Annotated in this window: 1 protein-coding gene; it reads left to right on the plus strand. The window is 36.8% G+C overall.

Annotated features, from left to right (window positions below; genetic code table 11):
• The coding region (locus OCU55_RS23835; protein WP_427847095.1) for an ABC transporter permease subunit at positions 1-321 on the plus strand (321 nt) is incomplete at both ends.

Raw genomic sequence — 321 nt, forward strand, 5'->3', positions numbered from 1 at the left:
ACAGCTATAAACCTTTTTGCTCAAGCTTTAGCAGCCTTTCTTATCTTTAAGCTTTTCGGAAAAGGCGGACAAACGGATGGTGTTAATGGCTTAGCATACAATATACCAAAAGCCTTAAGAAATATGCCGGTGCTTGGTAAACTTGTAGGAGACTTAAACTGGTTTGTATATGCAGCAATAGTTGCGGTAATAATAGCACATTTTGTGTTATATAAAACTCCGTGGGGACTTAGAATAAGAGCCGTTGGAGAACATCCAAAGGCAGCAGATACTTTAGGAATAAACGTGTATAAAGTAAGATATATTTGTGTTGTAATATCA

It is taken from the genome of Clostridium folliculivorans, assembly GCF_024341905.1.
Lineage (GTDB): Bacteria > Bacillota > Clostridia > Clostridiales > Clostridiaceae > Clostridium_AR > Clostridium_AR folliculivorans.